Annotated in this window: 25 protein-coding genes; 15 read left to right on the top strand and 10 right to left on the bottom strand. The window is 65.4% G+C overall.

Translation table 11 applies throughout. The features are described 5' to 3' along the window. Positions 1 to 234: 234 nt before the first annotated feature. Entirely contained in the window at positions 235 to 846 is a 612-nt protein-coding gene (locus AC07YR_RS14550) for an NADPH-dependent FMN reductase (RefSeq protein WP_436058698.1), read from the top strand. Positions 847 to 903: 57 nt separating this feature from the next. On the opposite strand, the gene AC07YR_RS14545 is transcribed toward AC07YR_RS14550, so the two are convergent. Further along, a complete protein-coding gene (locus AC07YR_RS14545) occupies positions 904 to 1,227 on the bottom strand; it encodes an antibiotic biosynthesis monooxygenase family protein (protein ID WP_055807516.1) in 324 nt (107 codons plus the stop codon). A 123-nt stretch (positions 1,228 to 1,350) separates the two neighbouring features. On the opposite strand from AC07YR_RS14545, the gene AC07YR_RS14540 reads away from it, so the two are divergent. Then, entirely contained in the window at positions 1,351 to 2,400 is a 1,050-nt protein-coding gene (locus AC07YR_RS14540) for a LacI family DNA-binding transcriptional regulator (RefSeq protein ID WP_494734395.1), read from the top strand. Between the two features lie 65 nt (positions 2,401 to 2,465). Here AC07YR_RS14540 and AC07YR_RS14535 read toward each other — a convergent pair whose 3' ends face one another. From AC07YR_RS14535 to AC07YR_RS14520, 4 genes are all read right to left on the bottom strand, one after another. Continuing rightward, complete coding sequence (locus AC07YR_RS14535; protein ID WP_494734394.1) at positions 2,466 to 5,048, bottom strand: family 78 glycoside hydrolase catalytic domain; 2,583 nt, start codon at positions 5,046 to 5,048, stop codon at positions 2,466 to 2,468. A gap of 68 nt (positions 5,049 to 5,116) precedes the next feature. Further along, on the bottom strand, positions 5,117 to 6,019 hold the full coding sequence (locus AC07YR_RS14530; protein ID WP_436058695.1) for a carbohydrate ABC transporter permease: 903 nt from the start codon (positions 6,017 to 6,019) through the stop codon (positions 5,117 to 5,119). A gap of 6 nt (positions 6,020 to 6,025) precedes the next feature. Beyond that, positions 6,026 to 6,910: a carbohydrate ABC transporter permease gene (locus tag AC07YR_RS14525; RefSeq protein WP_436058694.1), complete on the bottom strand. Its 885-nt coding sequence runs from the start codon at positions 6,908 to 6,910 to the stop codon at positions 6,026 to 6,028. A gap of 69 nt (positions 6,911 to 6,979) precedes the next feature. Then, on the bottom strand, positions 6,980 to 8,296 hold the full coding sequence (locus AC07YR_RS14520) for an ABC transporter substrate-binding protein (RefSeq protein WP_494734393.1): 1,317 nt from the start codon (positions 8,294 to 8,296) through the stop codon (positions 6,980 to 6,982). Between the two features lie 318 nt (positions 8,297 to 8,614). Here AC07YR_RS14520 and AC07YR_RS14515 point away from each other — a divergent pair, with 318 nt between their 5' ends. Continuing rightward, complete coding sequence (locus tag AC07YR_RS14515; protein WP_436058692.1) at positions 8,615 to 9,226, top strand: DnaJ family domain-containing protein; 612 nt, start codon at positions 8,615 to 8,617, stop codon at positions 9,224 to 9,226. A 45-nt stretch (positions 9,227 to 9,271) separates the two neighbouring features. After that, positions 9,272 to 10,054, top strand: coding sequence for a hypothetical protein (locus AC07YR_RS14510; protein WP_436058691.1), 783 nt, complete (start codon positions 9,272 to 9,274; stop codon positions 10,052 to 10,054). A 10-nt stretch (positions 10,055 to 10,064) separates the two neighbouring features. Here the strand turns inward: AC07YR_RS14510 and AC07YR_RS14505 are convergent, their stop codons facing one another. Together AC07YR_RS14505 and AC07YR_RS14500 are read right to left on the bottom strand one after the other, a co-directional pair. Continuing rightward, on the bottom strand, positions 10,065 to 10,385 hold the full coding sequence (locus AC07YR_RS14505) for a DUF6221 family protein (protein ID WP_235506141.1): 321 nt from the start codon (positions 10,383 to 10,385) through the stop codon (positions 10,065 to 10,067). Continuing rightward, positions 10,386 to 10,550, bottom strand: a complete 165-nt coding sequence (locus AC07YR_RS14500; protein WP_197024942.1) for a hypothetical protein — start codon at positions 10,548 to 10,550, stop codon at positions 10,386 to 10,388. It lies immediately after the preceding gene. Between the two features lie 183 nt (positions 10,551 to 10,733). On the opposite strand from AC07YR_RS14500, the gene AC07YR_RS14495 reads away from it, so the two are divergent. After that, entirely contained in the window at positions 10,734 to 11,111 is a 378-nt protein-coding gene (locus AC07YR_RS14495) for a hypothetical protein (RefSeq protein WP_494734392.1), read from the top strand. A gap of 120 nt (positions 11,112 to 11,231) precedes the next feature. Here AC07YR_RS14495 and AC07YR_RS14490 read toward each other — a convergent pair whose 3' ends face one another. Both AC07YR_RS14490 and AC07YR_RS14485 read right to left on the bottom strand, forming a co-directional pair. Then, a complete protein-coding gene (locus tag AC07YR_RS14490) occupies positions 11,232 to 11,516 on the bottom strand; it encodes a DUF1540 domain-containing protein (protein WP_055807503.1) in 285 nt (94 codons plus the stop codon). A 256-nt stretch (positions 11,517 to 11,772) separates the two neighbouring features. Next, positions 11,773 to 13,101, bottom strand: coding sequence for an ammonium transporter (locus AC07YR_RS14485; RefSeq protein ID WP_436059367.1), 1,329 nt, complete (start codon positions 13,099 to 13,101; stop codon positions 11,773 to 11,775). 916 nt (positions 13,102 to 14,017) lie between these two features. Between AC07YR_RS14485 and AC07YR_RS14480 the strand changes: the two genes are divergently transcribed. From AC07YR_RS14480 to AC07YR_RS14435, 10 genes are all read left to right on the top strand, one after another. After that, positions 14,018 to 14,869 (top strand): glycosyltransferase family 2 protein, encoded by an 852-nt coding sequence (locus AC07YR_RS14480; protein WP_494734391.1) that lies wholly within the window; start codon positions 14,018 to 14,020, stop codon positions 14,867 to 14,869. A gap of 1 nt (position 14,870) precedes the next feature. Further along, complete coding sequence (locus tag AC07YR_RS14475; RefSeq protein WP_436058688.1) at positions 14,871 to 15,869, top strand: glycosyltransferase family 2 protein; 999 nt, start codon at positions 14,871 to 14,873, stop codon at positions 15,867 to 15,869. After that, positions 15,866 to 15,994 (top strand): hypothetical protein, encoded by a 129-nt coding sequence (locus AC07YR_RS14470; RefSeq protein WP_436058687.1) that lies wholly within the window; start codon positions 15,866 to 15,868, stop codon positions 15,992 to 15,994. Before AC07YR_RS14475 ends, AC07YR_RS14470 begins: the two co-directional genes overlap by 4 nt. A gap of 27 nt (positions 15,995 to 16,021) precedes the next feature. After that, entirely contained in the window at positions 16,022 to 17,113 is a 1,092-nt protein-coding gene (locus AC07YR_RS14465; RefSeq protein ID WP_436058686.1) for a hypothetical protein, read from the top strand. A gap of 3 nt (positions 17,114 to 17,116) precedes the next feature. Further along, positions 17,117 to 17,938, top strand: a complete 822-nt coding sequence (locus AC07YR_RS14460; RefSeq protein WP_436058685.1) for a glycosyltransferase family 2 protein — start codon at positions 17,117 to 17,119, stop codon at positions 17,936 to 17,938. A gap of 20 nt (positions 17,939 to 17,958) precedes the next feature. After that, positions 17,959 to 19,218 (top strand): lipopolysaccharide biosynthesis protein, encoded by a 1,260-nt coding sequence (locus tag AC07YR_RS14455; protein ID WP_494734390.1) that lies wholly within the window; start codon positions 17,959 to 17,961, stop codon positions 19,216 to 19,218. After that, on the top strand, positions 19,215 to 21,005 hold the full coding sequence (locus AC07YR_RS14450; RefSeq protein ID WP_494734389.1) for a glycosyltransferase: 1,791 nt from the start codon (positions 19,215 to 19,217) through the stop codon (positions 21,003 to 21,005). Before AC07YR_RS14455 ends, AC07YR_RS14450 begins: the two co-directional genes overlap by 4 nt. Beyond that, complete coding sequence (locus tag AC07YR_RS14445; RefSeq protein ID WP_436058682.1) at positions 21,002 to 21,343, top strand: hypothetical protein; 342 nt, start codon at positions 21,002 to 21,004, stop codon at positions 21,341 to 21,343. Before AC07YR_RS14450 ends, AC07YR_RS14445 begins: the two co-directional genes overlap by 4 nt. Next, on the top strand, positions 21,340 to 21,543 hold the full coding sequence (locus AC07YR_RS14440; RefSeq protein WP_436058681.1) for a hypothetical protein: 204 nt from the start codon (positions 21,340 to 21,342) through the stop codon (positions 21,541 to 21,543). The genes AC07YR_RS14445 and AC07YR_RS14440 overlap by 4 nt, the downstream gene beginning before the upstream one ends. A gap of 77 nt (positions 21,544 to 21,620) precedes the next feature. After that, the gene (locus tag AC07YR_RS14435) at positions 21,621 to 22,592 is read left to right on the top strand and encodes a metallophosphoesterase family protein (RefSeq protein WP_494734388.1); all 972 of its coding nucleotides are present in this window, start codon (positions 21,621 to 21,623) and stop codon (positions 22,590 to 22,592) included. A 134-nt stretch (positions 22,593 to 22,726) separates the two neighbouring features. Here AC07YR_RS14435 and AC07YR_RS14430 read toward each other — a convergent pair whose 3' ends face one another. After that, entirely contained in the window at positions 22,727 to 25,012 is a 2,286-nt protein-coding gene (locus AC07YR_RS14430; protein ID WP_494734387.1) for a CBM96 family carbohydrate-binding protein, read from the bottom strand. Between the last annotated feature and the right edge of the window lie 215 nt (positions 25,013 to 25,227).

The following is a 25,227-nucleotide window of genomic DNA, read 5'->3' as shown; positions in this document are numbered from 1 at the left end:
CGCGCCCCCCCCCCCCCCCCCCCCCCCGCTTCCGGCAGCCGTGACTACCAGCCGGTTCGGGCCTTCATGACCCCGAACAGCAGCAATGTTTAAATCCTATGTCCCCGGTCACTTCGTGCCTCTAGCCCCCGCACGTCTTCTGTGCTGGACTGGCTGACGGGCCGAGCCTGCGTCAGGGCATGGCCCACCAGTCGGCCAGCCGGCTCAGACCGGCCCAAAGAAGGGATCTGTCGCATGGCATCGTTCAAGATCGGCTACTTCGTCGGAAGCCTGGCCCGCGGCTCCATCAACCGCACGCTCGCCAATGCCCTCGTCAAACTTGCTCCCGGGGACCTCGAGTTCACCGAGATCCCCATCAAGGATCTCCCGCTCTACAGCTATGACTACGACGCCGATTTTCCACCCGCCGGACGTGCGCTGAAGGAAGCGATCGAGGGCTCCGACGGCATCCTGTTCGTGTCTCCCGAATACAACCGCTCCATCCCCGGCGCCCTCAAGAACGCCATCGACTGGGGATCCCGCCCCTGGGGCACCAACTCCTTCGCCCGCAAACCGACCGGCATTATCGGCGCCTCTCCGGGCAGTATCGGCACTGCCGTGATGCAGTCCTCCATGCGGGCCGTACTCAGCTTCCTGGACGCGCCGCAGCTCAACGCCCCCGAGGTCTACCTGAAGTTCGATCCCGCCGACTTTGCCGACGACGGAACGATCACCAACCAGGCCACCGCGGACTTCCTGCGCCATTACATGGAGGAATACGGCGCGTTCGTGGAACGCGTCCTCGCCGCCAACGCGCCCGGCCACATCGGCGACCCCAAACCGGACGAGGCCAAGCTCTCGCGGTAAGGGGCAAAACGAAAGCGGTCGACGGCGGTATGTCCCGCCGTCGACCGCTGGTCATTGCTACTTAATGGCCTGGTGCTGCGAGCTGACGATGGCCGCGACGTCGTAGTCGGCCCCGTGCATGTCCTCGCACAGCGCTACGCATGCGCCGATGCGGGTCCTGAACTCGGGGTCCTGCTTCCATGCGTCCCGGGACGTTTCGTCACTCCACTCCGAATACGACAGGTACCGCCCTGGGGCACCCTTGTCGTGCAGGAGCTTGGCCACGACCATCGACGGGTAGTTCTCCCGCGACCACTGAAGGAACTCCGTCCACTTCTGCACGAACTGGCCGTCGTTCCCTTGCTTTACATGCCAGACCCCGGAGGCATAGTGCTCTGCCATCGGTCTCACACCCTTTCCTGACTGTCCCAACAAGACAATTTTAGGACCGGCGGACGCGTCAGGTACTGGACTATTCGTGTGAAAAAATGGAGAGTCAGGCTGTCACAGAGGAGCAACGGAAACGTGCCAAAAGAAAGCACCACGGAGGCGGGGACCGAGCCTGCGCCGAGCATGAATGATGTGGCTCGCGTTGCCGGCGTTTCGCTGGGGACAGTTTCCAACGCGCTGAACAAGCCGGAGATTGTGTCGGAAAAGACTCGGAAGCGGGTTCAGGCGGCGATTGACGAGCTAGGTTTTGTCCGTAACGACGCAGCCCGGTCCCTGGCGGCCGGGAAGAGCCGGACGATCGGCTTGGTGCTCACCGACGTCGGAAACTCACTCTTTGTTGATATTGCGCGCGGTGCAGAGAGCGCGGCGCACGAGCAGGGCCATTCACTGCTCCTGGCGAACAGCGACGTCGATTTTCAAAGGCAGGAAGGCTACCTCGACATTTTCGATGAGGCCCGCGTTGCCGGCATCATTCTTGCGCCGCTTGATGCGGGGCTCGAAGGGGTCGACCGCGTGCGTCGCCACGGCCGGAACATCGTGCTGGTCAACTACGCCGGCGGCCGGACGGATTGCTGCAGTGTCCTCGTCGACGAAGAACATGGCGGCTATCTCGCTGCCCGGCACCTCATTGACCTGGGCCGCCGCAGGCTGGTGTTCGCGGGCGGTCCCGATGACCTGCACGCCGTGAACGACCGCCGCAAGGGCGCCATGCGCGCCGCGTCGGAGACCAGGGGAGCCGTCTCTCTCGAAGTGATCATCGGCCGCAGCCTTAACAGCCCGGAGGGCCGCCGCATTGCGGGGGACCTTGCCAGCCGGGGCCGGAGCAGGATGCCCGACGGCATCATCGCGCCGTCTGACCAGCTGGCAGCGGGCATCATTCATGAACTCACGGGAACGTACGGTCTGCGCGTTCCGCAGGACATCGCCGTGATCGGCTATGACAACAACCAGTTCGCCACCGAAGGCGCCATACCGATGTCCACCATCGGCCAGCCAGGGCATGAGATGGGCCGGGTTGCCACCAAGCTCCTCCTGGAGGAAGTAAACGAGCCCGGTCAGCACGTCCACCGCAACCTGATGCTGGAACCCACGTTGTTTGCCCGTGCCAGCACCCTGGGCCGTTAAAGCCCGAACAGCGCCTTAACGCGAACGGCGCCGGGGCGGAATCCGCCCCGGCGCCGTCGTGAGTTCTACGCCACCGGTTCCACTGCGTAGCTGAACGCCCCCGACCCCACCTCCAGCGGTGCCTGGCCGGGCAGTTCCACACGGGCGGTGCAGCCGGTGGGAACCTCAACATGGACGTCGAAACCGGTGTCCCGGACGGTCCAGGAGATGCTGGCCGTCCCGTAGGGTGTTTCGTGCCTGGCTGATGCATGTGTGAGATGTCCGCCCGGGCGGGGCTTGAAAAGGATCCTGCGGTAGCCCGGTGCCAGCGGTGCAATTCCTGCCACCACGCGGTGCATCCAGTCCGCCACGGCTCCGAGCGCGTAGTGGTTGAAGGAGGTCATGTTTCCCGGGTTGACGGTGCCGTCGGGCTGCATGGCGTCCCAGCGTTCCCAGATGGTGGTGCCGCCCTGTTCCACGGCGTAGAGCCAGGACGGGCATTCCTTTTCGAGCAGCAGGTCATAGGCGGTATCCAGGGCCCCCACGTCGGTCAGGGCATCGGAGATGACCGGTGTGCCCGCGAAGCCGGTTGCAATCCTGTTTCCGCCGTCGAAAACCAGTTCGGCCAGGCGCCGTCCGGCGAGCTGTTTCTGCTCTTCGCTCGGGAAGAGGTCGAAAACGATGGCCAGCGCGTATGCTGTCTGCGCGTCCCCGGCAACGGCTCCGGTGGGGTAGATGTATTCGTCTGCGAATGCTCTGGCGACCGCACGTCCGAGCTCGGTGTAGTGCAGTTCGTCAGCGGTGTTTCCCAGGACGCTGGCGATCTTTCCCAAATGCACGGCCGACCAGGCGAAGTAGGCCGTGGCCACCAGGTACGGGTCCGTCTTGGCGGCGGTGGGGTCGTGCGGAGGGGCCGTGGGATCAAGCCAGTCGCCCAGCTGGAAGCCGGTGTTCCAGAGATGGGTGCCGCCGGCCCGGGTGTCCATGAGGTCCACCCATGCTTTGGCGCTGGCGTACTGGTCCCGAAGCACCTGTGTGTCGCCGAAGCGCTGGTAGATGGTCCAGGGGGTCAGGACTGCCACGTCGCCCCAGACGGCGCCCGGGCGGATGGGGGTCCACTCGTCACCGCCCGGGATGACCGGGACGTACCAGGGAATAGTCCCGTCCGGGAGCTGTTCGATGGCGACGTCCTTGAGCCAGGACGTCAGCATGCCGGAGCAGTCGTAGAGGAACGATGCCGTGGGAGCGAACACCTGGATGTCGCCGGTCCAGCCGAGCCGTTCGTCCCGTTGGGGGCAATCAGTGGGGATGTCAACGAAGTTTCCGCGCATGCTCCAGCGCACGTTTTCGTGCAGGCGGTTCAGGCCCGGGTTGGAGCTGTCGAACCAGCCGGTGCGCTCCATGTCCGTGTGGTAGACCCGGGCAGCGACGTTGGCGCTGATCTCCCCGCCGGTCCAGCCCTTAATTTCGGCGTAGCGGAAACCGTGGATGGTGAAGCGCGGCTCCCAGGTTTCCGGTTCCGTGCCGGCAATCGTGTAGGAGTCGGTGGAGATGGCGCGGCGCAGCGGCCTGGTGAAGAGTTCTCCCTCCTGCAACACCTCGGCGTGGCGAAGCGTCACCGTGTCCCCGGGTTGGCCCTGGACCGTGATCCGGAGGCGGCCGACCAGGTTCTGGCCAAAATCTACAAGCGTCTTGCCTGCCGGGCTGGTGAAGATCCGGGCCGGGCGGACTTCTTCGGTGCAGCGGACCGGCGGCCCATCCGGAGCAACAAGGGTGGCGGGGTCGCGCGGAACAGCGAGGACAGGGCCCCATCCTTCGTCGTCGAACCCGGGCTGGCTCCAGCCTGCCGGCAACTCCCGGGCGTCGTAGCTTTCGCCCTCGTAGAGGCCGGTGAATCCGATGGGACCGAAGGCTGCCTTCCAGGTCTGGTCCGTCCCCACCACGGTGACGGACCCGTCGTCGTGCGTGATCTGGAGCTGCGCCAGCAGGGCGACTTTGTCGCCGTACAGGTTCCTGTAGCCGTCGTGGAAGCCGATCCGCCCCCGGTACCAGCCGTCCGCCAGCCAGCTTCCGACGGCGTTATCGCCTTCGCGGATCAGTTCCGTGACGTCGTAGGTGTAGTAGCGCAGCCGCTCTCCGTAGACAGTCCAGCCGGGGGACAGGGTGTCGTTGCCGACCCGTGTGCCGTTGATTTCGACTTCGTAGAGACCGTGGGCGGTGACGTAGAGCCTGGCTTTGGCGACGGGCGCGGGGACGGAGAAATCCCGTCGCAGCAAGGGCGGCCGGCGGTCCGACTCGGGGTCTTCATCCCACGCGTGGGTGATGGCTGAGGCAGTCCAGTCCTCGGGCCGCAGGAGGCCCGCTTCGACGACTGAGTGCGCGCTCCAGTCACTCGGATCAGCGTCGCCCGCGCCCCAGACCCGGACCCGGACTGCTGCCTCATCCCCAGAGTTTAAGGGGGCGGCCGGCCAAGGGACCAGGACGGAATCCGCGGATGCGATGCGCTCACTGACGTGGGTTTCCCCGTTGCTCGTCGTTTCAATCTGGTATGCCGCCTGCGTCCAGCCCGGCGCCGCCAGCGTCTTCCAGGAGATGCGGGGAGTGCTGTTGCCAACGCCGAGGGCTTCGCGGAGATGATCGAAGGTTGCCGGCTTTACGGTCGTTGGCATGGTGTGCTGCTCCTGGTGCTGGTTGGATTTCGGATCATCGGTCGATGCGCGGCGTGCCAAGGTCTGTCCTAGCCTTTGACCGCGCCGCCGGCGAGGCCCTTCATGACGCGCTGGTTCAGGAAGAGGTAGAGGACCAGTGTGCCGAAGACGTTGATGCAGATCGCGGCGAAGAGGGGGCCGTACTGTACTGCGCCGAATTCGCCGGTGAAGTTCAGCAGGCCGACCTGGATGGTGTTCAGTTGGGCGTTGTTGGTGAACGTCAGCGCGATGAGCAGGTCGTTCCAGATGAAAAAGAACTGGACCAGCGCGACGGTGAAGACGGCGTTGCGGACCATAGGGAAGCCGATGGAGAAGAACGCGCGGATCATGCTGGCGCCGTCGAGGGTTGCCGCCTCGAAGACTTCCCTCGGCACGGCCCGGAAGTACGTGGCCATCATGAACACGGTCAGCGGAAGGCCGGTGGCGGTGTACGTGATGATCAGCGGCCAGAGCGTTCCGGTAAGGCCTACCTGGAAGTAGGCGGAGAAGAGCGGGAGCAGGATCATCTGGCCCGGGACCATGATCCCGGCGAGGAAGGTCAGCAGGACGGCGTTACGGCCCTTCCACACCAGGACCTCGAGGGCGAATCCGGCGGCGACGCCGAAGAGCACGATGAGGAAGAGTGAGGGGATCGTGGCGATCAGGCTGTTGGCGACGTAAGTGGCGAGGTTGCCGGTGGTCCAGGCCTCGGTGTAGTTGTCGAAGCTGAAGTTCTGCGGGAGAGTCCAGACCGGGCTGTTGAGGAACTCGTCCTGGGTCTTGAAGGAACCCATGAAGAGCCAGACCAGGGGGTAGATCTCCACGATCAGCAGGACGGCCACCAGCAGCTGGACGGGCAGGCGCTTGAGTGCTTTGATCCTTGGTGCGCGGCGGCGGGGCGGTGCGGAGGGGCCGGCAGCGGTGCGGGCCCGGAGTGTCGCGGGTGCGGTCATCGTCGGTCAGTCCTTGGTCAGGTCGCGGCGCGACGAGCGGAAGATGAACAGGGTGACGATCAGGCACAGGATCGTCAGGAGCAGAGCCACTGTGCTGCCGTAGCCGTAGTCGCCGTAGGTGAATGAGGTCCTGAACATGTGCAGCGTCAGCGGTGTGGTGGCGCTGCCGGGACCGCCGTTGGTGAGGGCCACGATCGAGTCGAAGACCTTCAGTGTGCCGTTGATGCTGAAGATGATGGAGGACAGCAGCACCGGCAGCGAGAGCGGCAGGACGATGTGCCGGATGAGGCGGAGTCCTTGTGCCCCGTCAAGGCGGGCTGATTCGAGGATGTCTTCGGGGATGTCCACCAGCCCCGTGTAGAGCAGGACGGCGTAGAAGCCCATGGACCTCCAGAGGTCCATGATGACGATGACCCAGAAGGCTTTGGACCCGTCGCCGAGCCAGTCGATGGAGCCCATCCCGAAGACATTCAGGGCCGAGTTGACGAGGCCGTTCTGCGGGGCGATTTCGAACATCTTCTGGAACAGGAGTGCGACAGCGACCGTCGGCAGTACGACGGGGAAGAAGACCAGGGTCCGGATAAGGCTTGAACCCCGTTTGAGGGCAAACACGTAAAGGAGCGAGAGGAAGTAGCCCAGGAGGACCTGACCTGCCGTGATGACGACGGCGTAGCGGACGGTGAACCAGAGGGCCTCTCCGACGGCGGGGTCGGAGAAGAGCTTTTCGAAGTTGGAGAGTCCGGCGAAGGTGAAGCCCGTGATGGCGTTGCCGGAGAGGAATGTGTAGCCGAGGGACCAGAAGACTGGAACCAGCATAGCCAGGGTGTAGACCAGCAGTGCGGGACCAAGCAGGACAACTACGGCCTTCTTGTCTCCGAGGACGTTGTTCATGGTGCTTCTTTCATCGGAATTGGGGTACCGGCTGCCGGGGCAGGCTTTCGCCGGCCCCGGCAGGGCCGCTTACTTGGTGTTCAGGTCGTTCTGGACGAGTTCCATGAACTTCTGCGGGGTGATGCTGCCGGAGACGAGGCCCGCGGCGTTGGTCTGGCTGGTGGTGGTGGCCTTGGTGCTGAAGAGTGCTTCGAACCAAAGGACGCTCTCCTTGGTGTTGTTCACCGTCTCCTGCGTGGACTTCACCAGCGGGGGGACGCTGTCCACCGGAGTGCTCAGCTTGAATCCGGAGATTGAGTTCTTGTCCTTCAGCGCGGTGCTGCCGTAGTTGGTGGCGATGCACTTAAGCCACGCGGAGGCCTTGTCGTCGTACTTCTTGGCGTTGAAGGTCATCGGCAGGCCGACGTTGGCGGCGTACTGGTTGTCGATACCCTGACCCCCGGCGACCTTGGGGAAGGGCATGAAGCCGATGTTTTCCTCGCCGATCTTGTTCTGCGCCTTGTCGTTGAAGTTCGAGAGGATCCAGCTGCCCATGTAGAACATGCCGGCCTTGCCGCTTAGGAACTGGGAGGCGGCGGTGTCGTAGTCGATGGACCCGATACCCTGGCCGAAATAGCCCTTGGAGCCGAGATCGGCAATCGCTTCAGCTGCCTTGACGTATTCAGGGTCCGTCAGCTTCGCTTCGCCGTCCGCTACCTTCTTCAGGGCATCCGGGCCGAGGTCCGAGAAGAGGTAGCCGCTGACGAGTCGGGTCAGCGGCCAGCCCTGCTTGCCCGACGCGGAAAGGGGCGTGACCCCGGCCGCCTTAAGCTTTTCACCGGCTGCGACGAAATCGTCCCAGGTCTTCGGAGCTTCGATGTCGTTCTCAGCAAAGAGCTTCTTGTTGTACCAGACACCCTCGACGTTGTACTGGTATGGCAGGACGTTGAGCTTGCCGCCATAGAGGGACTTAATGGTGGACGCGGCACCCGGCAGGATGGCGTCCGAAATGTTCAGGTCCTTGAGCGCCTTCTCAAAGTCCAGGACGTTGCCGGACTTGTCCAGGTCCTGGGTCAGGGCGGGGGCGTTGCCGGCAGCAAACTGGGTGGGGAGCGCGTTCTGGCCGGCAAGCAATTGCAGCTTCTGGTCCAGGCTGGTCTGGGGGACCGTTTCAATCTTCAGGGGCGCCGCTTCGTTCTCGGCCTTGCACTGGTCCTTGCTCAGGGCCTCAAGCTCGCCACGGATGGTGGTGTTTTCGACGTTGGTCAGATACGTAAATTCCTTCGACCCCTGGGCGGAAGTACCGCCGCCGGCTCCGCAGCCGGTCAGCAGGAGAGCGAGTGCACCGACTGATGCAACTACGGGGGCAAGAACGCGGGCCTTGGGCCGCGACACTACAGAAACCACAGTTCCTCCTTGAAGTGTGCTTCTTTTGAAGCGTTTCAATTTAGGGTAAAGGGTGTGGCGTAAGCGTGTCAAGCGTCACTTGTCGCCGCCAAAAACCCTTGGTGTGGCGGTTTATGCGACGGAAGGCGTCGCGTCGGCCTCTCGGGAGGCTTATCGGCAAGGTGGTGTTGGGGGAAATTAATGAAGCGCTTTAAGCCGGGGTGCCGATTGCCGCCCGCCCCGCCCACGCGGGTCCCGCAACCGCCATATTGAAACTCCCGCGGAGGCTCTGAATACTGGAAGGCAGGTTATTCAGGATCGGCCAGGGGCGGTGTGGACATGACCAGCGAAGGAGCCGGCAGCTCGTTCAAGCGCCGCTTGGAACGAGCCGTCGAACTGCGGGCCGTCCGGGCAACCGGCATGACGGCCGCGGAGGAAGCCGAGCTCGCCGCCGCAGAGGAAAAAGAGCGGGAAAAGCTCCGGAAAGTGGACGACGCCAAGCGGGCCGAATACCTGATCCGGGACGCCATGGCCCAGGGGAAGTTCGACAACCTGAAGTACGCCGGCAAACCCATCCCGGGGCTGGGCGAGGGCTACGATCCCGACTGGTGGGTCAAGGGCCTGATCCAGCGCGAGAACCTCACCGGTATGGGTCCGAAAGCCATCCTCCTTCGGACCGAAGACGCAGAACTGGATTCCAGGCTCGACGCCCAGTATGCCGAGAAGCAGGTCCGCGACATCCTGGCGGACTTCAACAAGCGTGTGATCGATGCCCGCCGCCAGCTCCAAGGCGGACCGCCCGTCGTCACCAAGACCCGTGACATTGATGCCGAGGTGGAACGCTGGCGCGAACGCCGCGCTGCAGCTGCAGCTGCAGCCGCAGCCGCGCAACCGGCGGAGCCTGAACTGAAGCGATCCTGGTGGCGGCGGATCTGGAACGGCGGATGGTGACAGGGCCACAATAAAGGGACCATCTCGCGGCCCTTGGAGGTTGGCATGCGCACGTCGGCTTCGTCCCACTTAGCATTGCCCGTCGTTCTTGTCTTCGCCTTCCTGCTTGCCGGCTGCGGCCAGCAACCCGGGCCTCCTGGGCCGCCTACGGAATCCGCGAGCGACCTGCCGGCGTCCGCGCCAGCCGCCGCCCCGTCAGGCGCAACGCATACCCCGGACGGTACGAAGACGGCGGCTGCCGGGGGGACCTCCACTGAGTCGGCGGCCACTGAGTCGGCGGCATGGACCACGTACACGACGACGGACGGGCAGCTCATTTTCGACCTTCCCGCCACGTGGAGCGTCAGGGATCCGGCAGGGGAACTGGCGGAGGGAGGAGGCGCCTTCGCGGAGGTCTCCAACGCGGAAGGAAAACCGTTGGCCACGCTTCGGACCAACATGGCAACAGGGTCCACCTGCGTGGACCGGTACCCATACTCCGTGCTCGACTCCCAGGACCTGACGGCGCTGACCCTGAAAGGCGCCACGCCGCGGTTCGTCTATGAGACCCGGGGAAACGCCACCGCCCCGGGGCCGGCAGACACCCCGGCTGCGGCGTACGGGATCACGTCCGGTCCTCCGCCGGCGGGGGACTCGGCCTGCGCCATCTTCCAGTTCTTCACCTGGCCGCCGAATGCAGCCATGTTCGGGGCCTTCTACAATCCGGCGAACAATGACACTCCCGGGGACGAGTCCCTGCCCTATCTGGAGAAGGCCAAGATCTACCTGGAGACGCCCGAGTACCGCAGCATCAAGCGGATGATTACGTCCTTGCGGCCCGCGGGCTAACTCCGCCGACCTACAGCCAGTCCTCCTCGAAGTCCGGGTGATCGGCATAGGGCAGCGCCAGCGCCTTCAGCGATCGGGTGGTCCATTCGATCGCTTCTGGGATCCAGCGGGACTCCTCCTCGAAGGGGTCGCTGACCATGGTGGCAAGCGCCGTTTGCCGGGCTGATTCGACGATCCGGATGACCCTCTTCTTCGCCTCGCACTCCAGCAGCAGGCGGTGTTCGTACCATCGCCCCGATTCGGAGACCGTGCGGTCACTGAGGATTTTCCGGGCCGCTGCCTCGTCTTCCCTGATGCGCTCGGACAGGAACTCGACAATGTCCACAACCATTCAACTTTCGGCGGCTGCCCCGTCTGCAAGGTCGGCGACTGTGATGTCGGCTCCTTCGGCCGGGTCCTGCGAATGCGCCCGGATGTCCCGTGGATCCGCGTTCACGTCGCCTTCGGCCGGAGCCTCGCTGTGGACACGCTCCGACGTCTTTGGATTCTCGCTCATGTCCGCTCCTTTTGCTGTGTTGCTGGGGTTTCTGTGGTTGCTGCGGTGACGTGGGACCCCCACTACTGATCATCTAGCGCCCGGAGCCGCAGCGCTGTCAAGAACCATTCCGGCCCTACCGGGGCGGCGGGAGTGGAGGACAATGAGTCCATCGGATGACGGGCCAGGCGAAGGAGCAGGACGGTGTCAGAGACTAACGGACCACGGCGCGCGGCGCAGCAGATGCAGGAGGCGGCCCGCTATCTGGCCCGTGCCACCAGGAACCTGGACACTCCATCGGACAGCCACGAGATCCTCCGGAGCCTCACGGAAACGCAGGGCTCCATCGCGCAGGCCATCCGGGAACTGGCCGAATGGCACCGGACGGCGGCTGCGGGAACGCACTACTCCCGCCCGCACAATGAAAGCGCCCGGGGCGTGATGACCGCCGTGTCCGAACTGGACCTTGCGGCGCAGGAAGCCGATGCCCTGCAGGAGACGCTCAACCGGGCGCACGGCGGAAGCAGCGTAGTGAACTGGCTGGAAAAGTCCGAACCCGAACCGCCGGCAAGCGATGGCTGAGAGGCGACTGACACCCGGCATCCGCGGCCGCTGACTGAGGCAGCCAGGAACGCAAGAGGACGACGGCGGGAAGTCCCGCCGTCGTCCTCTGCTTTAGCCGGGCGCGCTTGGCCCCGTCCGCTACGCGTGCGAATATGTCAGGCAGTCCGCGTTGTCGGCGCCCGGACCCACATGGACCTCGGGGGCCTTGCACATCAGGTGGTCGTTGTGGACGCATTCGGAGCGCTGGCAGGCTCCGACGTCGGCCAGGACCTTTGGCAGTCCGCCGTGCATGCCGGTGTCGATGAAGGTGGCGCAGGATGCGTGGTCCTGGGTCCCGCCGACGGTGATGGCGGCGGCGTTGCAATTCGAGTGGTCGTTGAAGGAACAGTTGGAAACACTGCAGTCTGCGACGTGCGTTGTCAAAGAAAGATCCTCCGTGGTTCGGCTGCCCGGGCGGGCTGCTCCCTGTGACCCACGGTAGGCCTGTCCGGCCGGATCAAAAAGACCCAAACGTGTGACCTAATTGCCGCGTCCCTGTGCGCTTAGGGCATTACGGCCTATGGTCCGGCAACGCGCCGGTTCCTAAGATAGTGGTAGGGCCGACGGCACGACTCCCGGCACGTCCGGGGGGCCTTCCCAAAGACCGCCGCCGGCCCCTCAACTCCAACCGGCAAGGCGGCTACACCAGGCTGTCTTGCTTTTCCTGTGCCTGGGCAGTTGCCGGAGCGTTGGTTGTTGCCGGAACGGGCAGCGGGTGATGGAAGGGGTTGAACCGGCTGCGGGACAGTTCACCGAATGCGTAGGCCGTCTCGGCATGTTCGGAAAGGTCCACGCCCGCGTTCTCGGCTTCCTCGCTGACGCGGAAGCCGACGGTCCTGTGGATGGCGCGGCCGATGACCAACGTGCCCAGGCCGGACAGGGCGATGGTGACCAGGACGGCGACGATCTGGGCCACGAGCTGCTGTGTTCCGCCGCCGTAGAGGAGGCCGCCGCCCACACCGTCCACCGGCAGGGCGATGAAGCCAAGCGACAGCGTGCCGATAACGCCGGCTCCGAAGTGGACACCCACGACGTCCAGCGAATCGTCGAAGCCGAACCGGTATTTCTGGTCCACGAAGACCGCGCAGGCCGCACCGGCCACGAGGCCCAGGCCCAGCGCTGCGAGGGGGCTGATGTTGGCGCAGGACGGGGTGATGGCCACCAGGCCGGCAACCACGCCTGAAGCGGCACCGAGGGAGGTGGGGTGCCCGTGGCGGATCTTCTCGGTGACGAGCCAGCTCAGCATGGCTGCGGCCGGTGCGACCAGGGTGTTGACCCAGATGAGGCCGGCCTGTTCGGCAGTGGTGGCGGCACCGCCGTTGAAGCCGAACCAGCCGAACCAGAGGATGGCGGCACCCAGCATGATGAACGGGATGTTGTGCGGCCGGTGGTTGGGATCCTTGGCGAATCCCTGGCGCTTTCCCACGATCAATGCGAGGACGAAAGCGGCGGTTCCCGAGCTGACCTCGACGACGGCGCCGCCCGCAAAGTCGATCACCTGGCCAAAGACTGCGGTGAGGGCGCCGCCTGCGCTCATGAGGCCACCGCCCCAGATCATGTAGGCCAGCGGGCAGTAAACCAGGGTGATCCAGATGGGGACGAAGACCGCCCAGGCGCTGAACTTGGCGCGGTCCGCGATGGCGCCGCTAATGAGGGCCACGGTGATGATGGCGAAGGTGGCGCTGAAGGCCGCCTTCATGAGGTCCGGCGAGCCCATGAGGTTCTGCAGGCCAAAGTTGGCGAAGGGGTTACCGAACAGGCCGAGGATGCCGTCGCCGGTGGTCATGGAGTAGCCCCACAGGACCCACACGACGCCGACAATGCCGGCCGAGATGAAGCTCATCATGATCATGTTGAGCGCCGCCTTGGCGCGGGTCATGCCGCCGTAGAAGAGGCCGAGGCCGGGGGTCATGAACAGCACCATGGCCGACGACAGCATCAGCCAGACGTTTTCCGCAGTGATTTCCACCTGCGTGTCCCTTCTCATCAAGTCTTCCGTACGGGACCTCGAGTGATTCCGGGCCACGCCCCCGCTCAATGTTTCACGCTTCGTGTTTCCGATAATGGGGCGCTAGGTTGCGGGTACGTTACAGGAGCGGGCCCAGCGTGAAGATCACATGACGGTCTTGTTTCGAGCATGTTAACTGGGGCGCTTCGACGGCGTGATGGGTGGGCGATGACCGGTTGCGTTTCCGCAAGATGACGGACGGCTCACCGCTAGCTTGCGGGTTTGAGGGCCGCCCTCCGCCTGATACCTCCCAACGCTCCGTCCATGCGCCCATGCAAGCCGGGGATCACGAACAGAGCATCCCAGTTTGTGCCGCCTGGTGATGGTGGGTCATTTTCGCTGTTTCTTCTGGGAGATGAATATCTCAGCGAGTTGAGGTGATGGCGCACATCATCACAACTGCGAATTAAGAACCCTTCTTTGCGGAATCTTAGGTCGTCGCTAGCTGAATAGGAACCCCAATTCCGACTGTTTACGCCGGGCAGCGTTTTAACTCGGTGCGGCACGCACCCCGCGCCGGCCTGGTGGGACCCCTCCCCGCCCAGGGGGTACCGGGCGGGCCGGAGGAGCCGAAGATTTCGTAAGTATTAACGCCCTGTCACGGGGCATCTCGCCACAAATTGCTTGGCCGAGAAGCACCGTAGCACCCAGAGATCCGCTAGGTGCCCAAGTTAACAAAAACAGGTATTGACCACTCGTTACTACCCTTGGGCGCCCGCATAGGCTCGACGAATCAGTTCACGGGCAATGAGAAAGCATGGCCAGGATTTATTCACGGGTAAAACAATCCGTCCCGCTGAATTGGAAGATTAGGCGCCCGTTGCCGAATCTCGTAAAGCCACCAAATTCCTCAAATTGTCATGAAGTGGTGAGGCTAATGTCTATTCCCAGTCGCTTTCCTATTTCTCTATCCGAGCCGGTTGTTCCGTTACCGACAGCTTCAGTGAGCGTTGTTATCCCAACGTTGAATGAGGCAATGAATCTACCTTGGGTGCTTCGTCGCATGCCCTCGTACGTGGACGAGGTGGTGATAGTGGACGGTCGCTCACACGACCACACCGTGGCTGTTGCCCGGGCCCTTCGGGACGACGTGGTGGTTGTGGCCGAGCCGAGGAAGGGGAAAGGCATCGCAGTCCGGGCCGGATTCGCCGCAGCCTCGGGGGACATCATCGTCATGCTGGACGCGGACGGAAGCATGGACCCCCAGGAAATCGGCTGGTTTGTTTCGCCCCTGCAACATGACTATGACTTCGTGAAAGGCTCCCGCTACGTCACTGGGGGCGGCTCCGAGGACCTGACCTGGCTGCGCAACGCCGGCAACCGGGCCTTGACGGAGCTGGCGAATGCCGTGCTCCGCAGCAACTTCTCGGACCTCTGCTACGGGTACATAGCCTTTCGCCGGGAATGCCTGGAGGTCTTGCAGCTGGCTTCCGATGGTTTCGAAATCGAGACTGAGCTGATTGTGCGGGCGGCCAAAGCCGGCCTGCGCATCGCCGAAGTACCCAGCATCGAACTTGAACGCATATCGGGTGTTTCGAACCTGCAGACGTTCCGTGACGGGTGGAGGGTCCTGCGGACGCTCGCAAGCGAGTCCAGCAACTGGGAGGCGCCCACGGCCGGTGCCCGTCCCGAGGCACTGCGGCGCGTCAAGTACAGCTATCCAAACGTGCGTTTCCCCCGGACCCCCACGGATCCGCAGAGCGTACTGGCACTGGCAGAAGGAGCCTAACGTGTCTAATTCCATTCAACCGCCCACGGTATCCGTGGTCATCTGCTCCTACACAGAGGAGCGTTGGAGCCTTCTGCTGGATGTCATTGACTCCGTCAACAAGCAGAGTCACGCCCCGCAGCAGCTCATTGTGGTGGTGGACCACAATGTGAACCTCTACAAGCGCCTCATCGCCACGGTGAAGGACGTAACCCTCGTGGAAAATTCAGGACCGAAGGGACTGTCCGGAGCCCGGAATACCGGCGTAAGTCTAGTGACATCCGACGTCGTGGCATTCCTGGACGACGACGCCGTTGCAGCTCCCGATTGGCTCGAACGGCTGATGGCGCTCTACGACGACGTCGATGTGCTGGGTGTGGGTGGCCGCGTTGAACCGCTCTGGGAGAGAGGACGTCCCGGCCACTTCGGCGAGGAGCTTGATTGGATCGTCGGGTGCAGCCACCGCGGAATGCCCAAGGTCGCCTCCGAGGTGCGCAATGTTATTGGCGCAAACATGTCCTTTCGGCTCGAAGTCGTACGACAGGTGGGTGGCTTCAACGTTGCCCTTGGGCGTCAGGGCGCTAAGCCCCTGGGCTGCGAGGAAACCGAGATCTGCATCCGGTCCATCATTGGATCCCCAGGTTCGCGCATTGTCTACGAGCCTGCCGCCCTGGTGCGTCACCATGTGCCCGCACACAGAGGCAGCTTCCGCTATATGCTGTCGCGTTCGTGGTCTGAGGGCATTTCCAAAGCACAGGTGAGCCATATTGTGGGCCACAAGCGGGCCCTGGGCCCGGAGCGGCGCTATGTCCGAAGCGTCTTGCCCCGGGCCGTCTTTTCCGGGCTCAGCGATTGGACAACGGGGAGAGACTCCAAAGGCCTTGCGCGAGCCGGGGCGGTGGTGGCAGTTCTGGTAGCCACATCCGCAGGATACGTGCGGGGGCGCCGGCTCGCCCACGTCTCGATGGCACGCCCGACCAGCACAACTCCCCTTCGCTCGCCGTTGAGGGAAGTCCAGTGAGCCAAAGCCTAAGCCAGATGCTCCCAGACGCCCAAGGTCCCGCCCATGAGCTGGTTCCCGCAATGGGCCACCGCGACGACACTGCGGACACCGTCCACACCAGCAACACCAACAACACCATCTGACCGACACCACCCAGACAGGGGACGACAATGCGCACTTCGCAGACCAAGGCACTCCACTTCGACATCCACGGCCGCGTCACGATCAGCGTCGACGCAAAGGCGCCGGCAGCACCCCAACTCCGGAGCATGCTGGCGTGTTTCGCCACGGATGCCGAACGGCCGGCCGACATCGTCGTCGATGACCGGCCTGAGCCCATGCCGGATGCGGGTCTACTCGAGCACGAGCTTGCGTACACGGAGAGCAGCGTGCGTTTCAATGCCGATCGGGTCCAAGTCGTGAGGGACGCAGAGCAATGGCGCATCCACGGGGCGGGCGAGCTGTTGACCTCCGTGGTCCCGGTTCTCGATGCCGCCATGATCGGTCGAGGAGCCGCCATGATCCATGCGGCAACGATGGCCTACCGTGGCCACGCGATCGCGCTTCCCGCCGCCGGAGGGACCGGTAAGACGAGCACCGCCGCCAAGCTGATGCGGCGCGAGGGGTGGTCGTTCATGGGCGACGACTGGGCCTTCCTCGCCGAGGACGCCACGCTGCTCGGCTACGCGAAGCCGATGTTCATCAAGCCGCACCACCGGGCGATCTACCCCCACCTGTTCGAAGGTGTCCGGAAGCCCCTCGTCCCCTCAGGGCTTTCGCAGAGCGTCGGCCGTCTCACCACGCTGGTGCACCCGTACGTCATCCGTTATCCGCGCCTCGCGGACTTCTCCCGCCGGTGGTCGCCGGAGCACCGCATGGTCGAGGCTGGGACCGCATTCCCTGGGCGGGAAGTGACCACCTCGGCCCCACTCGCGGCCGCCATCTATGTCGAGCGCTTCGAGGGCACCCGGACTCGGATCGTAGAGCGGACCACCGATTGGATGGTCGACCGCATGATCGGCAACTTCCACATCGAGATGGCGGGCTTCTCGCAGCAGGTTGTGACCGGCCTGGCGGCCACGTCCGTCGTCCCGTGGCGCGAGCACTTCGCTGCTAAGGGGGTCGTGCTGACCAAAGCGCTCGACGGACGTCCCTGCCACCTGCTGCAGGTGCCCTCCGCGTACTCGGCCGACGAAGCGTCGGACGACATCGTCCGGCATCTCGAGCAGCTGCTGCCGTCGGTCCTCGACGAGCAGGTCTGAGGGGTGGACGCCGTGGACCACCGCCCTGCCGAAGTCACCGCCGTCGTTCCGGCCCGCAACGCGGAACACCTGCTCCCTCGCTGTTTGGAGGCCCTGCGTCAGTCCGGTGTGGCCGAGATCATCGTGGTGGACGGGTGCTCCACTGACCGCACCGTCGACCTCGCCCTCGCGGCCGGTGCCCGGGTCCTGAGTGACGAGGGGCGCGGCCTGCCCTGGGCTCGAACTCTCGGGGTGATGAGCAGCAGCACCCATTGGGTCCTGCTCGTCGACGCCGATGTCGTGTTCGGGCCCACGGGGGTCGCCGACCTGCTCACGGAGCTGGTCGCGGGCGGCTACGACGCCCTCCAAGCCGGTCTAGAGAGTGTCGCTGGACCAGGCTACTGGGGGCAGGCGCTGGCACATCACCATCGCACCGGCCGCAGCCGCAACTGGTTCGGGCTCGTGGCGACGATCGTCGACCGAGACCTGATGCTCAGCATGGGGTTCGACGACTCGTTCAAGTCGGGGGAGGACATCGAGCTGCGTTGGCGAATGCGGGAGTCAGGGCTGCGAACGGGTGTGTCACGCCGGGTCGTCGTCGAACATCGCTTCGCCGCAGACGACTTCGATTTCGCGCTCGACCAGTTCCTCATGGACGGAACGGGACTGGGACGGATGATCCGCAAGCACGGCTGGCGCGGTGCGAGGCTGGCGCTGCTGCCCGCCGCCGCGGCAGTCCGGGGCAGCGCCTTGAGCCTCGCTGCTGGCCAGCCTCGGTGGCTGCGGTACTACGTCGCCTTCTGCTGGTACAACTACGCGGGCCTGGTAAAGGGTTTCGCGTCGTGAGCGCTGAAGGGGGGACCGCTGTGACGGACGCATCGACCGTCCGGCACTCCCCGCTGCGCAGCTCGCTCGGCCTCGTCGTGGCCAAGGCCGCCCAAACGGGCACGGGTTTCGCCTTCTGGGTCGTGGCCGCGAATGCGACGTCCGACCGCGAGGTCGGGCTCACCACGGCCGCGGTCTCGGCGGTGATGATCTGCACTCAGCTCGCGGTGCTGGGCGCCGGTTCGGCCGTGATCGTCGCGGTGGGGCGAGGAGAGTCGCCCGCGCGGGTGCTGGACGCGGCGTTCGCCATCGTGGGGGTAGCCGGGACCGTGCTGGCCCTCGGCTACCTCGTGCTGCAGTCGGCCGCGACGCCGGACACGGCCTCGGTATCGGTTCTCTTCTGGCTGACGTTCCTCGTGGCTGCCGTCACCGGGACTCTGGGCATCGTGCTGGACCAGGCGCTTGTGGCGTTGGGACGCGGTGCCAGCGCGACCTCGAGGTACGCGTTGGGTGGCGGGATCTCACTCGGGGCCGCGGCGCTCGTGGCCTTGTGGGCGCACGGCGCCTCCGCCGACGTTCTGATGGCCTGCTGGACCCTAGGGACGGCCGTGACGTGCGTCGTCGGTGCCGTCCAGCTGCGAAGACTAATCGGCTACCGGCCGCGACCGTCCTTACGTCTGGCGCGCGGCCGTCCACTGCTGGCGCTGGGCATTCCGCACCAGCTCCTCACCCTCACGGAGCGCGCCCCCGGGCTGATGCTGCCACTCCTGCTCGCGCACATGGTAGCGCCAGAGGCCGCTGCCTACTGGTATCCCGCATGGATGATGGCCTGGGCCGCCTACACCGCTCCGATGCTGATGGGCATCGTCCAGTTCTCCGAGGGTGTCCGCGACCCGGACCGCCTAGTGTCGACCACCTTGGCTAGTCTCCGTTGGTCGCTCGCCGTAGGAGGCGTGGCTGCCGCCGTCCTTGTGCTCTTCGCTCACCCGCTGCTCAGTCTGCTGGGGGAGCGGTACGCCGACTCGTCCGCCGGCGCTCTACGGTTGTTGGCGGCCGGACTGGTGCCGTACGCGGTGCTGCAGGCCTACAACGCCGTGTGCCGGGCCCGCGGTCGCTACGCGGAGGCGATCGTGGTCGGCGTGGTGCTCGGAGTAGCCCTCTGCGCCTCAGCGCTGTTGGCCGCCTACAAGGGCCCCACCGCCATGGCCCTTGCATGGCTGGTGGTGCTGTCAATCGGGGCCGCGGCGGTCGGCCTCCGGCTGGTCGCCGTCCTTCGGCGTGTCACGCAGGACGCACGATGACCAGCGCGATGATCATCACGCCCGATACGACCAGCCCCACCCGGGGACGCTGGAAGCCCCGTGATGTGTGGTGCGCACTGGCGGGCGTCGTGTCGCTGGCGCTTGCCGCGGGGGCCGCCTCCACGGTGGCCGTGCCCGTGAACAGCGATTTGGGGTTCGTCGCAGTGCTGCCCTACCCGTTCTGGGCGGGGGTCCTGCTTCTGAACATCGCCTTCGTCGTGGCGCTGCGGGGGGATGCCGAGGGCCCGGCACGCCGCCCGGTCATGATCTGGCTCGTCGCGGTGCTCGTGCTCGTGCTCTTCGGGACCGCAGCCTTCGTGACGGACGTACCGCGGGGTGAGGTCGCGTTCCGTCATCTGGGCATCGCCGACGCCCTCTCGCGCACCCAGGGGATCGACCCGGACATCGACGCGTACTTCAACTGGCCTGGTTTCTTCGCCCTCCTGGCGACGGTGCTCCGGGCGACCGGTCTCGACCCTGTGGCCGTTGCCTTGTGGGCGCCGGTAGTCGACATGGGTCTGTGGCTCGCTGCCCTGGCCGTGCTGACGCGCTACCTGACGAGCGATCCGCGACGGCGCTGGCTCGTGCTCTGGGTCTTCTGCCTCGGCAACTGGCAGGACCAGGACTACTTGTCTCCCCAGGCCTTCGGCTTCTTCCTGTACCTCGTCGTCGTCGCGCTGGTCGTCGGCCCGTTGGCCGCGCGGCCCCCCGTGCTCCGCGGTTTCCGACGCGCCGACCTGGCGGCGTGGTGGCGAGGGCGGTCGGCCGCCGAGCCCCGGCCGGGGCACCGGGTGGGGGCCCTCGCGGTGACCCTCTTGCTCGTCGCGGTCATCTGCGCGAGCCATCAGCTGACGCCGTTTATGGTGCTCATCGCCATCACCGCTCTCACCCTGAGCGGACGTGTCTGGCCCAGCCGGCTGCCCCTGATCACCGGGGTCGTGCTGGCGCTCTGGCTCGTCTACCCCGCGAGTGCATACCTCATCGGGCATCCACCCTTGGCGGACGCAGGACTGCAGGCCGCGACCGCGGCGAACGTCGTCGACCGCATGAGCGGGACCGATGGGCACATGCTCGTGGTGCAGCTTCGGGTCGTTCTCACCCTCGTGCTGTGGGCGCTCGCCGCGGCGGGGGCGGTGCGCGACTGGCGCAGAGGGCGTCTCGACATCCGGGTGGTTCTCCTCGCCGTTACCCCACTGCTGCTCTTCCCCGCGCAGTCGTACGGCGGGGAGATGCTCATCCGCGTCTCGCTGTTCGCGCTGCCCTTCGTGGCCATGCAGGCGTGCTCGGTCCTGCTTCCCACGGATAGCAGCAGACGCCCCTCCTCCCGCGCCGCCGTATGCCTTGCGCTTACTTGCTTCCTGCTGGCCGTGCTGACCGTGACGGGCCGGTTCGGAAACGCCCGGTATGACGTCTTCACCGACGGTGAGATCGCCGCTGTCGCCGCCGTGCAGCGTCTCGCGCCCCCCGGCTCGGCGATCATCTCGGCTGCGCACCCGACACCGTGGCGCAGCGAGGCCTACCTCGAACACCGGTACCGGACCATCGACGAGCTGTGCCCGTCCGACTTGTCGGCGGCGACGTGCGGCCCACTCGTTTATGGCTACGCCCGGCACAATTCCGCCGGTGCCCTCGTGCTGCTCACGCGTTCGTCGGAGGCGAGTCTCATACTCCAGGGCGCCAGCAGCGCGCGCGGCTTCGCCGAACTGGAGGAGTGGCTGAGCGCTCAGGACGGCGTGGAGCTCGCGTTCAGCAACGTCGACGCACGCGTGTACCGGGTGGCGCCATGAGCGGCGGCGGCGTCAGCCGGCCCACCGTGGCGCTCGGTGTCGCGGCCGTCGCGCTGGCGCTGGTGACGCTCGTCGGGCTGCCGACACCGCTGCAGGCGGTCGCCGCGACAGCCGTCCTCGTGCTGCTCCCGGGGCAGGCACTGGCCCGACTCACGCAGGTGGATGACCTCGCGCTCGGCGCGCTGCTCGTCCTGGCGCTCGGCCTCGCCGCGCTCACGGCGGTGTCTACGGCGATGTTCTACCTCGCTGTGTGGTCGTGGCAGGCGTGCGTCGTCACGATGGGCATCATCACCGTCCTCGCGTGCATGGCACGCGCACGGCAGGAGTCGGCGTCATGATCGATCTGGCGGGACTACTCGCGACTGCCGCCCTGCTCGTCACCCTCGTCGCGCTCGAGGTCCGACGCGCCGGACCGGACACCGCCCGGCCCACACGCCCGAAGCTCCTCGGCCGAACGGTGAGCCCCAAGGTCGTCGCCGTCATGTGGACGATGTACCTGCTCCTCTTCCTTCCACGCGTGCTGGGACTGCTCACGTGAGCCGGACGGCGCGGTGGTGGCTCCTCAGCGACCTCCACCTGGGCGTGGCGGACGACGACCCCCGGTGCCCTGGCAGAATGCTGCCCGAGTTCCTGCGCCGAGACGTGCTCGCAGCCTCCGGTCCGCAGCAGCACGTCGTCTTCATCGGAGACACGTTCGAGCTGGTCGGGTACGCCGAGGACGAGAGCGTGGCACGGCTCGAGTCGATCCTCGCCCGCCACCCCGACACGTTCCGGGCGCTGGAGGCGTGTGCGGCGCGCGGCGTGCAGCTCCACTTCGTGTGCGGTAACCACGACGTGGAGCTGGCCCGGCCCGCCGTTGCCGCCCGCCTGTCGGCGCTGCTGTCACCCCTCGAGCCCGCGCGGGTCCGCGTTCACCCGTGGTTCCTGCACGTGCCCCGTGTGCTCGTGGCCGAGCACGGGCACCAGCACCACGCGCTGCACCGGATACCCGAGCTGCTCCGCACGGCGGTCAATGGCACCGACGAGCTGGACCTACCACCGCTCGCCGCCTGGAACGCCCATCCGTCGAGGTCGCGCCTGACCCGTGCGGGGGCGGTTGCCCGGGCCTGCCTGGCGTCCGAGCGGGCGGAACGCCGCGTCCGGGAGCGCGCGTATGACGAGCTGTTGCAGAACGAGTCGCTACGCCTCGCGCTCGACGAGGCGGCCGTTCGGGAACTGGCGCGCCTGTCCCGGTTTCGGACGGTGTCGGCGCTCCCGCGCACCGCGATCCGCATGGTGCTCGCGGCCGCCGGGCGCAGCATCGCCGGTGACGAGGCTCCTGCTGCAGCGGGCCGGTTCGCGCGTACCCTCGAGGTGCACCGTTCCGGAGTGGCCTGGTACATCTCTGGCCACACGCACAGGGCCCTCGAATCGGAGCTCGAGGCCTGCCCCACCCGGTACGTCAACACCGGCACATGGTGTTCGGACGTCCGCGGTCGCGGACCTGACCAGTCGGACCGTCGGGCGTTCCCGTACGCCGTGGTCGATGTCGCCCGCGACGGCGCCACCAGTGGCGGGCTAAGGTACTGGCGTCCGGACGGTGGCTGAGCCGGACCCGTGTCAGCGCACCGCCCGGCTGCCTCGCCGCCCGGGCTTGCCGACGGCAGGTGTAAAAAGGCAGTGCCGGGACCGCCTCCTCACGGATGACGTCCCGGCACTTGGCGTCTGATGCCAGCCGCGACCTAGTTCAGCGTTAGCACCAGCTTGGGTGCGAGCATGCTGCCGGCCTCCTTGGAGTTGATGTCCACGGCGTCGGTGCTGCTGGAGTCCAAACCAAGTGAGAGCTGTTGGCCGAGCCCACCGGTCAGGGCGCTGACCGTCAGCGGAACGCTGTAGCTGGTGTTGGTCGTTGTCGGGCCGAGCGTGCCGACGATGGTGCCGAGTGCCGGACGGTTGTTGTAAGTGATCCCGCCCTCCGTCCAGCTGTCATCAGCGACCAGCTTGACGTTCTGCTTACCCGTTGACCCGTTCCCGGCGATACGCAGCTCCAAAGTCGCACTCTCCAGGGTCCTGCCCGCATACGCCGACAGGTCGAACTTCACGTACGTGACCTCCACCGGGCTGTTGTCCACACCCAACGTGGTACTCGTCCCATAGTTCGTCCCCGTCGCCACGCTCAAGACATAACTGTCAGCGGTGGCCGTGAGCGTGACTGTCTCGGACGTGCCGCCGCCCCCGGAAGCCGTGGTGAAGTTCCACGTCTCGTCCGACGCCACCGCGTTACCGGCAACATCCTTGACCCCACCGGTGCCGCCCCGGATCGTGGCCGTGTACGTCGTACCCGGCGCCAGGTCCGCATCCGGGTTCAACGTCGCAACCTTGTCCGTGCTGTTGTACGTCACAGCGGCCGGCACCGTCGTCGCCCCAGCCTTCAACGTGAACGTGTCCGATGTGAGCGTCGACGCATCCATCGCCTCCGAGAACGAGCCGGCCGCATTTGCCGTCACCGCCACGCCAGTCGCGCTAGCAACTGGAGACATACCGGTCACGGTCGGAGCGGTCGTATCACTACCCCCACCACCGACGCTCGGGTCGTAAAAGTGCCAGTACCGGCTCGTGGCGTTCACATCGGCCAGCACGAGCACACCGCTATTGGCAGTGCCCCGCGACGCACTGTTGAGGTTCTGCTTCGTTGACGTCACGTTGTGGACATACTGGTCGGCGTCCACGATACGGGCCGTCTTCGCGGTGGTGAAGTTGATGTTGTCCAGCGGCGTGGACTTCTCGTAGGTCGCACCCCCCGAGCTAGTGCAGACACCAGCGTTCGTCGTGCCACCCGGCTTCGGATAGGAAGCGAAAGTACGCAGCATCTGCGTACTTTCATCAATCAAGACGATCACCCGGTTGGGGCACTCCGACACTGCCGCGATCGGGTAGGCCGACCACGTCGTGCCAGTCAATGACAGCAGCTGGATCAGCGGCTGAGGAGCCGACGTGAACGACGTCTTGACGGCGGCGAAAACCCGACCACCTGAGGAGTCCAGCCACTTCAGATTCATGTGGTCATCGCCGCTCTGCTGCCCCGACACCGCCGCCACAGGAGTGGTCCAGTTGGTGTTCGGCGTTCCATCGACGTGGTAGCTCCAGTACATGCCGTCGGTGGAGTCACCGACCTGCCGGCTCCACATCACACCCATATTGCCGGGTCCGAACGCGATCACAGCCGACGTGTCGTCCACAGACACGTTGCTCAACGACGCGGGATGCGGGAATGGCGTCCCCCAGGTCTTGCCATCCGTGCCAGTGACGTTCAGAAAGATTTTGTTCCCCTGCTGCCACGTGGCCCACACCCGACCAGTCGAGTCCTTATCGATGGTCAGGGTCTCAACGCGGTAGTTGTTGATGTTTGTGGAACTCAGCAGCGAGTACGTCTTGCTACTCGAGTCGTAGCTGAAACGCCGCATCGTCGTCGGAAAGTTCGCCTCAGCCGGCAGGCCGTCGTTGATGAACCGATAACTCGCCACATACAGCGTCGTCCCGTCCCACAACACGTCATGATGAGTGTCCGCCCGCGGCTCCGTCGCCACACCCGTATCGACCCACGCGCTCGTCGCGGCATTGAACCGGAAGATATGAAAATCCGAGCTGGCAGTGTCCCACAGGTTCCCCCACCAGACCCCGTCGTTGAACCACAGGGAACTCGTCGCCCGCTTCGTACCCGTCGGTGTCCCCGTCCCCGAATGCGACGGACCTTGAACTCCCACATCACCCTCAGCAGCCGACGCCGCAATCGGCACCACCATGAGACCCACCGCAAGAAGCAGTGCTGTCAGCAGTGCATGGAGTCGCAGATTCCTCGACCCGCCTGGGCGAAGACCAGTCGAGCGGCCACGTCCCCGCCGCATGCTGAGCCGCCGCATGCTGAGCCGGGAAGTCGGAGACGGTTCGAGGACATCAATCGGACGGTGCAAGTGCAGTGGATCCTTATGCGCGGGGATCACACTAGCTAGTCCCGATGCCTCATTCATGATTCGATCCTTCGTTCAGGTGGAGGAGAATCCGCCGCAGGATGCGATGAGGAGCCAGTCTATCGGCGCCGAGAGTTCGAGCTCTACAGGGGTGACTACCTGTTATTAGCGACTTGACTACTTGCTAAACGCCTCCGCGGTGGCGGCTCGCGTCCAGCCGCCGCGCCGGGCTGCACCAGATCCTCGATGAGGTGCGCATCGCGATGCGGCTGCCC

Source organism: Arthrobacter sp. GW460-12-1-14-TSB2, from assembly GCF_059423525.1.
The sequence above is the reverse complement of the archived record's forward strand: the minus strand, read 5'-3'. Positions and strand labels throughout refer to the sequence as shown.

Excerpts from the sequence above, each read along its gene's own strand:
- AC07YR_RS14440 (WP_436058681.1), top strand. The coding sequence starts at position 21,340 with ATGATCGATCTGGCGGGACTACTCGCGACTGCCGCCCTGCTCGTCACC.
- AC07YR_RS14550 (WP_436058698.1), top strand. The coding sequence starts at position 235 with ATGGCATCGTTCAAGATCGGCTACTTCGTCGGAAGCCTGGCCCGCGGC.
- AC07YR_RS14450 (WP_494734389.1), top strand. The coding sequence starts at position 19,215 with ATGACCAGCGCGATGATCATCACGCCCGATACGACCAGCCCCACCCGG.
- AC07YR_RS14445 (WP_436058682.1), top strand. The coding sequence starts at position 21,002 with ATGAGCGGCGGCGGCGTCAGCCGGCCCACCGTGGCGCTCGGTGTCGCG.
- AC07YR_RS14515 (WP_436058692.1), top strand. The coding sequence starts at position 8,615 with ATGACCAGCGAAGGAGCCGGCAGCTCGTTCAAGCGCCGCTTGGAACGA.
- AC07YR_RS14435 (WP_494734388.1), top strand. The coding sequence starts at position 21,621 with ATGCTGCCCGAGTTCCTGCGCCGAGACGTGCTCGCAGCCTCCGGTCCG.
- AC07YR_RS14545 (WP_055807516.1), bottom strand. The coding sequence starts at position 1,227 with ATGGCAGAGCACTATGCCTCCGGGGTCTGGCATGTAAAGCAAGGGAAC.
- AC07YR_RS14430 (WP_494734387.1), bottom strand. The coding sequence starts at position 25,012 with ATGAATGAGGCATCGGGACTAGCTAGTGTGATCCCCGCGCATAAGGAT.
- AC07YR_RS14500 (WP_197024942.1), bottom strand. The coding sequence starts at position 10,550 with ATGAGCGAGAATCCAAAGACGTCGGAGCGTGTCCACAGCGAGGCTCCG.
- AC07YR_RS14510 (WP_436058691.1), top strand. The coding sequence starts at position 9,272 with ATGCGCACGTCGGCTTCGTCCCACTTAGCATTGCCCGTCGTTCTTGTC.
- AC07YR_RS14535 (WP_494734394.1), bottom strand. The coding sequence starts at position 5,048 with ATGCCAACGACCGTAAAGCCGGCAACCTTCGATCATCTCCGCGAAGCC.
- AC07YR_RS14530 (WP_436058695.1), bottom strand. The coding sequence starts at position 6,019 with ATGACCGCACCCGCGACACTCCGGGCCCGCACCGCTGCCGGCCCCTCC.
- AC07YR_RS14465 (WP_436058686.1), top strand. The coding sequence starts at position 16,022 with ATGCGCACTTCGCAGACCAAGGCACTCCACTTCGACATCCACGGCCGC.
- AC07YR_RS14480 (WP_494734391.1), top strand. The coding sequence starts at position 14,018 with ATGTCTATTCCCAGTCGCTTTCCTATTTCTCTATCCGAGCCGGTTGTT.
- AC07YR_RS14505 (WP_235506141.1), bottom strand. The coding sequence starts at position 10,385 with ATGGTTGTGGACATTGTCGAGTTCCTGTCCGAGCGCATCAGGGAAGAC.
- AC07YR_RS14525 (WP_436058694.1), bottom strand. The coding sequence starts at position 6,910 with ATGAACAACGTCCTCGGAGACAAGAAGGCCGTAGTTGTCCTGCTTGGT.